Source organism: Methylibium sp. T29, assembly GCF_000576205.1.
GTDB lineage: Bacteria > Pseudomonadota > Gammaproteobacteria > Burkholderiales > Burkholderiaceae_C > Methylibium > Methylibium petroleiphilum.
This window is the reverse complement of sequence record NZ_AZND01000186.1, coordinates 1-6592: the sequence shown is the minus strand read 5'-3', so window position 1 is coordinate 6592 and position 6592 is coordinate 1. Positions and strand designations below refer to the sequence as shown.

At 70.7% G+C, this 6592-nt stretch carries 7 protein-coding genes and 1 pseudogene; all 8 read right to left on the bottom strand.

The window, feature by feature from the left end; all coding sequences use genetic code 11:
• A partial coding sequence (locus tag x551_RS16800) for a hypothetical protein (RefSeq protein WP_036249654.1) occupies positions 1–1039 on the bottom strand: 1039 nt, incomplete at its 3' end.
• 10 nt (positions 1040–1049) lie between these two features.
• Positions 1050–2426: a nucleoside-diphosphate sugar epimerase/dehydratase gene (locus x551_RS16795; protein ID WP_231497544.1), complete on the bottom strand. Its 1377-nt coding sequence runs from the start codon at positions 2424–2426 to the stop codon at positions 1050–1052.
• Entirely contained in the window at positions 2363–2584 is a 222-nt protein-coding gene (locus tag x551_RS27555; protein ID WP_231497545.1) for a hypothetical protein, read from the bottom strand. The genes x551_RS16795 and x551_RS27555 overlap by 64 nt, the downstream gene beginning before the upstream one ends.
• Complete coding sequence (locus tag x551_RS27550; RefSeq protein WP_231497546.1) at positions 2584–2976, bottom strand: hypothetical protein; 393 nt, start codon at positions 2974–2976, stop codon at positions 2584–2586. The genes x551_RS27555 and x551_RS27550 overlap by 1 nt, the downstream gene beginning before the upstream one ends.
• 28 nt (positions 2977–3004) lie before the next feature.
• Positions 3005–3610, bottom strand: a complete 606-nt coding sequence (locus x551_RS16790) for a sugar transferase (RefSeq protein WP_036230420.1) — start codon at positions 3608–3610, stop codon at positions 3005–3007.
• A gap of 17 nt (positions 3611–3627) precedes the next feature.
• Positions 3628–4794 carry a DegT/DnrJ/EryC1/StrS aminotransferase family protein gene (locus x551_RS16785; RefSeq protein WP_036230424.1) on the bottom strand — a complete coding sequence of 389 codons (1167 nt, stop codon included), beginning with the start codon at positions 4792–4794 and terminating at the stop codon, positions 3628–3630.
• Positions 4791–6118, bottom strand: a pseudogene (locus x551_RS16780) (UDP-glucose/GDP-mannose dehydrogenase family protein). The gene x551_RS16785 and the pseudogene x551_RS16780 overlap by 4 nt, the downstream one beginning before the upstream one ends.
• A gap of 19 nt (positions 6119–6137) precedes the next feature.
• A partial coding sequence (locus tag x551_RS16775) for a class I SAM-dependent methyltransferase (RefSeq protein ID WP_036249651.1) occupies positions 6138–6592 on the bottom strand: 455 nt, incomplete at its 5' end.

Here is a 6592-nt window from a genome sequence, read left to right as displayed (position 1 = left end):
CGGTGTAGAAGCTGTCGGCGAAGCACAGCACCGGCTTGCCGTGGATCGCCGCCTCGAAGCCGACGTTCGAATTGAGGCAGACGAACACCGCGGGGCGCTCGTGGAAGCGGGCCAGGCTGCCGTCGATCCAGCGCGCGCCGGCCGGCAGCCGGTAGCTGCGCACGTCCATCGGGTGCTTCTTCACCAGCAGCGGGGTCCCGGGCAGCGCGTTCCGCATCTGACGGGCCACGAAATCGATCAGTTCCTGGTTGTGCCGGAACGGCGAGTACATGACGAACTGCGAATCCGTCGGCAGCTGCAGCGGCAGCACCACCACCGGCCCGTCGGTGGCCGGCGGTTCCGGGGCCTGCGCGAGCGGCAGTTCGGGATGCTCGGCGCCGAACTGCTTGAGGGCGATGCGCAGGTAGTTGAAGAAATGGTAGCTCTTGTGCTGCATCGGCCGGCGCTGCGGCTGCAGCGAGCCGAGCAGGCCGTTGAGCGCCATGAAGCCCACGAAACGCAGCTTCAACCAGGGCTCGATCGCGCGGCGCGGCGGCAGATCGAAAGGCGGGAGCGCCTCGAGCAGGGGCGATTGCTGCGCCTGCCGCAGGCAGAAGCGCGCATTGAGCCCCTGCGTGCTCAGGCTCGCGGTGCGGTAGCGGAAGGCGCCGCGCTCGAAGAACACGCAGACGACGCCCAGCTGCTGCGCCGCCAGGTGCGCCGCCTGCGAGAAAGGCCGGGCATCGGAGAACACCAGGCAGACGTCGGTGCGTTCAGCGGTGAAGCGCTGCTTGAACCACTCCACGGCGTGCGAGAAGGCGCGCCGGAATTCCGGCGAGTCGGTCTGCGCCCAGCCCGCCCGCTCGAAGGCCGGTGGCACGTCGTGCGCCTGCGCCGGCGCACCCGGCTCCCAGACCTGCGCGCGGTCGCCCCCCGCGTACAGGCGATAGGCCGGACAGGACAGCAGGGCGACGACACTGCCGCCCGAAGGCTGAGCCAACCGCGCCGCCAGCTTGTGGAAGTAGCGGCTGTAAGGAGGGTCAAGATAGGCGACATTCATGCCGAGCGATCTATGTCGGGCCCACAGGAAAAGGCACGTCACGCGAGGAAGCGGCCGCGATGGTCTCGCCGACAGCCCGGTACTCCGGCACTGCGCACATCAGCTGCCGCCGCACCTCGTCGGCCGTCGCACTGTCCGGATGCAGCGCCCGGTCGACCAGCGCCGACACACGCGAGACGTCGGCCTCGATGCGCGCGATCAGCAACCGCGCGATCGGCGTGGGCAGCGTGTGGTCGGCATCGGCCAGCAGTTCCTCGTAGAGCTTCTCACCGGCTCGCAGGCCGCTGTACACGATGCCGATTTCGTCGACCGTGTGGCCCGCCAGGCGGATCAGGTCGCGCGCCAGGTCGACGATGCGCACCGGCTCGCCCATGTCCAGCACGTACACCTGCCCGGTCTCGCCGATCGCGGCCGCCTGCACCACCAGCCGCGCGGCCTCCGGGATGGTCATGAAATAGCGCGTGATCTCGGCATGGGTCACCGTCACCGGGCCGCCCTTGGCGATCTGTTCCTTGAACTTGGGGATCACGCTGCCGCTGGAGCCGAGCACATTGCCGAAGCGCACGGCCATGAAGCGCGTCGCATGGCCCTGCGAGGCCAGGTGCGAGATCACCATCTCAGCGGCGCGCTTGGTCGCACCCATCACGTTGGTCGGGTTCACCGCCTTGTCGGTGCTGATGAGCACGAAGCGCTCCGCCCCGGCCCGTGCCGCCTCGCTGGCCGCCTGCCAGGTGCCCAGTGTGTTGTTCTGCAGCGCCGCCCAGGCGTTGTGCTCCTCCTCCATCAGCGGCACATGCTTGTAGGCCGCGGCATGGAACACGATCTGCGGCTGCCAGCGCGCCATCACCTGCCGCAGGTGCGCGGCGTTCTTCACGTCGCCGATCAGGCGCACCAGCGGCAGCGCGGGGAAGCTGTCGCTCAGCGACTGCTCGATGGTGTAGAGGTTGAACTCGCTCAGCTCGTACAGCACCAGCCTCGACGGCCCGTAGCGCGCCACCTGCCGGCACAGCTCGCTGCCGATGCTGCCGCCCGCGCCGGTGATCATCACGCATTTGCCCTTCAGGCACTCGGAGATGCCGGCTTCGTCCAACACCACCGGCTCACGGCCCAGCAGGTCTTCCGGCTCGATGTCGCGCACCCGGCTGACGGCGGCGCCTTCCAGCAGTTCTTCGGCGGAGGGCACGGTGAGCACCGGCAGGCCGGTCTCGGCCGCAAGATCGATCACGCGACGTCGCGCCGGGCCGCGCAGCGAGGGCATGGCGATGATGACGTGGCTGATGTCGAGCAGCCTCACGTGCTCGACCACGCTCGCGAGCGGGCCGATCACCGGCACGCCGCCGATGCGGGCGCGTTGCTTGGCCGGGTGGTCGTCGAGCAGGCCCGCCACCACCCAGCCTGGTGCTGCAGGCCGGCAAGCAGCAGGCGCGCCGCGTCGCCCGCACCGAGCACCAGCGCCCGGCGCGTCTCGCGGGCGCTGCCGGAGATGCGCGCGCGCAGGTGCTCGTAGAGCATGCGGTAGGCGATGCGCACGCTGGCCAGGCCCATCAGCGCGACGAGGGGTGCAGCGCCAGCACCGCACGCGGGATGGCGCGCAGTTCGGCCCCCATCACCGCGCCGGCGGCCAGCCCGCCCGCCAGCGTGCAGGCGATCGTCAGGCGCTTGATCTCGCCGAAGCCGGAGAAGCGCCACATGCCACGCGGCACGCGCAGCACCAGGAACACCGCCACATAGAGAACCACGATGCCCAGCAGCACCCAACCGTCGTAGCCGGGCCGCGCGCTGAACCAGCGCTCGAAGCCGAGCCGGAACAGGTAGGTGAACTGCCAGCAGACGGCGATGACCGCGGCGTCGATCAGCAGCGCCAGCCGCTCGCGATGCGGGCGCACGCGGCTCAGCCGGGCGTCGAGCCAGTGCCACACGGAAGGCGTCGGGGTCATGAAGGGCGGGAAGACGGCACGGCTGCGATTATCGTTTTCCGCTTCCCATCAGCAGCTTCACCGAGCGCCACAGCACGCCCAGGTCGGTCGCGGTCGAGGCGCGGTCCGCGTAATCGGCGGCCAGCTGCAGCTTGCGCGGCAACACCACCTCGACGTACTCGCGCTCGGGGTCGGCCGCCTGCGCCAGCAGCGCACTCTCGTCCAGGTGGGCCAGCGAGGCCGGATCGGTGATGCCGGGCCGCACGGCCAGCACGCGCTCGCGCAGCGCCGCCGGGTACTGCGCCACGTAGCGCGGCAGCTCGGGGCGCGGGCCGACCACGCTCATGTCGCCGCGCAGCACGTCGATCAGCTGCGGCAGCTCGTCGAGCCGGCGCTCGCGCAGCCAGCGCCCCACGCGCGTGATGCGGGCGTCATCGCCCACCGTGAGCGCCGGGCCGCGCAGCGGCGCGTCGGCCACCATGGTGCGGAACTTGTGGATGCGGAACGGCCGACCGTGGCGTCCCACGCGCTCCTGGCGGAAGAACACCGGCCCGGGCGAGTCGAGCCGGATCGCCAGCGCGGTCAGCAGCAGCAGCGGCGACAGCAGCAGCAGGCCGCCCACCGCGAACACCAGGTCGACCAGTCGCTTGGCCATGCCGGCGCCGCGCCCGGTCAGCCCTGCAGCAGCAGCTGCCGCACGGCCGCGATCACGTGCTCGATGTCCGCCTCGCTCATCTTCGTGTACAGCGGCAGGCTCAGCATGCGTTCGTAGGCGTGCTGGCTGTGGGGGAACTGCGCCGCATCCAGGCCGTAGCGCTCGCGCCAGTAGGGGTGCAGGTGCAGCGGGATGTAGTGCACGCTGACGCCGATGCCCAGCTCGAACAGCCGCTCGATGAAGGCGTCGCGCGCGAGCGGGGCATCGTCGCCGAGCCGCAGCACGTAGAGGTGCCAGGCGTGCAGCTGGCCCGGCTCGGGCTCGGGTGGCAGCTGCACCGGCAGGTCGGCAAAGGCGGCCCGGTAGCGCTGCGCGATCGTCGCGCGGCGCTGCTGGAAGCCGCGAGCGCGCTGGAGCTGGTGGATGCCCAGCGCCGCGGCGATGTCGGTCAGGTTGTACTTGTAGCCCGGCGCGACGATCTCGTAGTGCCAGCTCGGCGTCTTGGCGGTGAAGCGGTCGAAGGCATCGCGGCTGATGCCGTGCAGGCGCATCACCTTCACGCGCTTTGCGAGCTCGGGATCGCGCGTGACGACCATGCCGCCTTCACCGGTGGTGATGGTCTTGTTGGCGTAGAAGCTGAACACCGTGGCGTCGCTCGCCAGCGTGCCGACCAGCGCGCCGCCGCAGGTGGTGGGCAGCGCATGCGCCGCGTCCTCCACCACCTTCAGGCCGTGCCGGCGCGCAAGGGTGAGGATCGCGTCCATGTCCGCCGCGAGGCCGGCGTAGTGGACGGGGATGATGGCGCGGGTGCGCGGCGTGATCGCGGCCTCGACCCGGGCCGGGTCGATGTTCAGCGTGGCCGGATCGATGTCGACCAGCACCACGTCGGCGCCGAGGTAGCGCACCACCTCGGCCGTGGCAGTGAAGGTGTGGGTGGTGGTGATGACCTCGTCGCCCGGGCCGATGCCCAGCGCCTCGAGCGCGAGGTGCAGACCGGCGGTGGCGGAGTTGACGGCGATGGCGTGCAGCGACGGATCGCCGAGGAAGGCCGCGAAGTCCTGCTCGAAGCGCCGCGCCTTCGGCCCGGTGGTGACCCAGCCCGAGCGCAGCGTGTCGACGACCTCGGCGATCTCCTCCTCGCCGATCTCGGGCAGCGCGAAGGGCAGGAAGGGCGGCGCGGTCATGGGCTCGGACGGCCGATCGCGTGGTACTCGATGCCGAGCTGCTTCATCAGCGCCGGCTCGAACAGGTTGCGCCCGTCGAACACCAGCGGCGTGCGCAGCGTGGTCCGGATCGCGTCGAAATCGGGGCTGCGGAATTCCTTCCACTCGGTCACGATCACCAGCGCGTCAGCCCCTTCCAGCGCGGCCACCGCCGAATCGGCGTAGCGCAGCCCGGCCTGCCCGGGCATCGCGCGGCGCGCCTCGGCCATCGCCACCGGGTCGTAGGCGGTGACCTCGGCCCCCGCCGCGGTGAGCCGCGCGATCAGCACACGGCTCGGCGCCTCGCGCATGTCGTCGGTGCCGGGCTTGAAGGCCAGGCCCCAGAGCGCGATGCGCTTGCCGCTCAGCTCGGTGCCGAAACGGGCCAGGATCTTGTCGCCCAGCACCTGCTTCTGGCGCTCGTTGACCGACTCCACCGCACTCAGAAGTTCGAGCTCCTGACCCGCTTCGCTCGCCGAGCGGATCAGCGCCTTCACGTCCTTCGGGAAGCAGGAGCCGCCATAGCCGCAGCCGGCGTAGAGGAACTGGGTGCCGATGCGCGGATCGCTGCCGATGCCCTGGCGCACCAGCTCGATGTCGGCACCCACCGCCTCGGCCACGCGCGACAGCTCGTTCATGAAGCTGATGCGGGTGGCGAGCATGGAGTTCGCGGCGTACTTGGTGAACTCGGCGCTCTTCAGGTCCATCACGAGCACGCGGTCGCGGTTGCGCACATAGGCGCGTAGAGCGAGCGCATCAGCAGGATGGCGCGCTCGTCGTCGGCGCCGATCACCACCCGGTCGGGGCGCATGAAGTCGGCCACCGCGGCGCCCTCCTTCAGGAACTCGGGGTTGCTGACGACGGCGAACTCGAGCTTCACGCCGCGCGCCGCCAACGCCGCGTCGATGGCGGCACGCACCTTGTCGGCGGTGCCGACCGGCACCGTGCTCTTGTCGATCACGACCTTGTAGTCGGTCATGCGCTCGCCGATCGCGCGCGCCGCCGCCACCACGTACTGCAGGTCCGCCGAACCGTCCTCGTCGGGCGGCGTGCCGACTGCGATGAACTGCAGCGTGCCGTGCGCCACCGCGCGGTCGACATCGGTGGTGAACTCCAGCCGCTTCGCGGCCGCGTTGCGCTGGACCACCTCCTCCAGCCCCGGCTCATGGATCGGAATGCCGCCGGCATTGAGCATCTCGATCTTGCGCGCATCGAGGTCCAGGCACAGCACGTGGTTGCCCATCTCGGCCAGGCACGCGCCGGTGACCAGTCCGACATAGCCGGTCCCCACCACGGTGATCTTCATCGCAAACACCCTCTCCAGTTCATCGATCCTTGACCAGCCAGGCCATGCGGTGGGTGCGCAGCACGGGCAGCACGGCGTTCGTCCAGGCCGGCAGCCCGGCATGCAGCCGCGCCGCGGCACGCGCCAGCGGCGGCGCCAGCGTGAGCCGCCGCACCGTGCAGCGCGCCTGCGGAAACAGCGCCCGGACACGCGCCACGGACACGCCCCGCACGTCGGCATTGCTCGGGTTGTCGACCGCGAAGTCGTAGAACAGCACGCCGCCGCCAGGCCGCACCCAGGCCCAGATTGTCGCAGCCAGACGTTGCTGGACCGTGTCGTCCAGCAGCGACGAGAACACGGTGAACACCAGCACCGCGTCCTGGCTCGCGGGGGCCTGTTCGGTGCGCGTCGCGTCACCCTCGATCACCCGCAGCGCCGACGGCAGCAGCCGGCGGGCCGCGGCCGCCCGCTCCGCCTGCAGCTCGATGCCGGCAG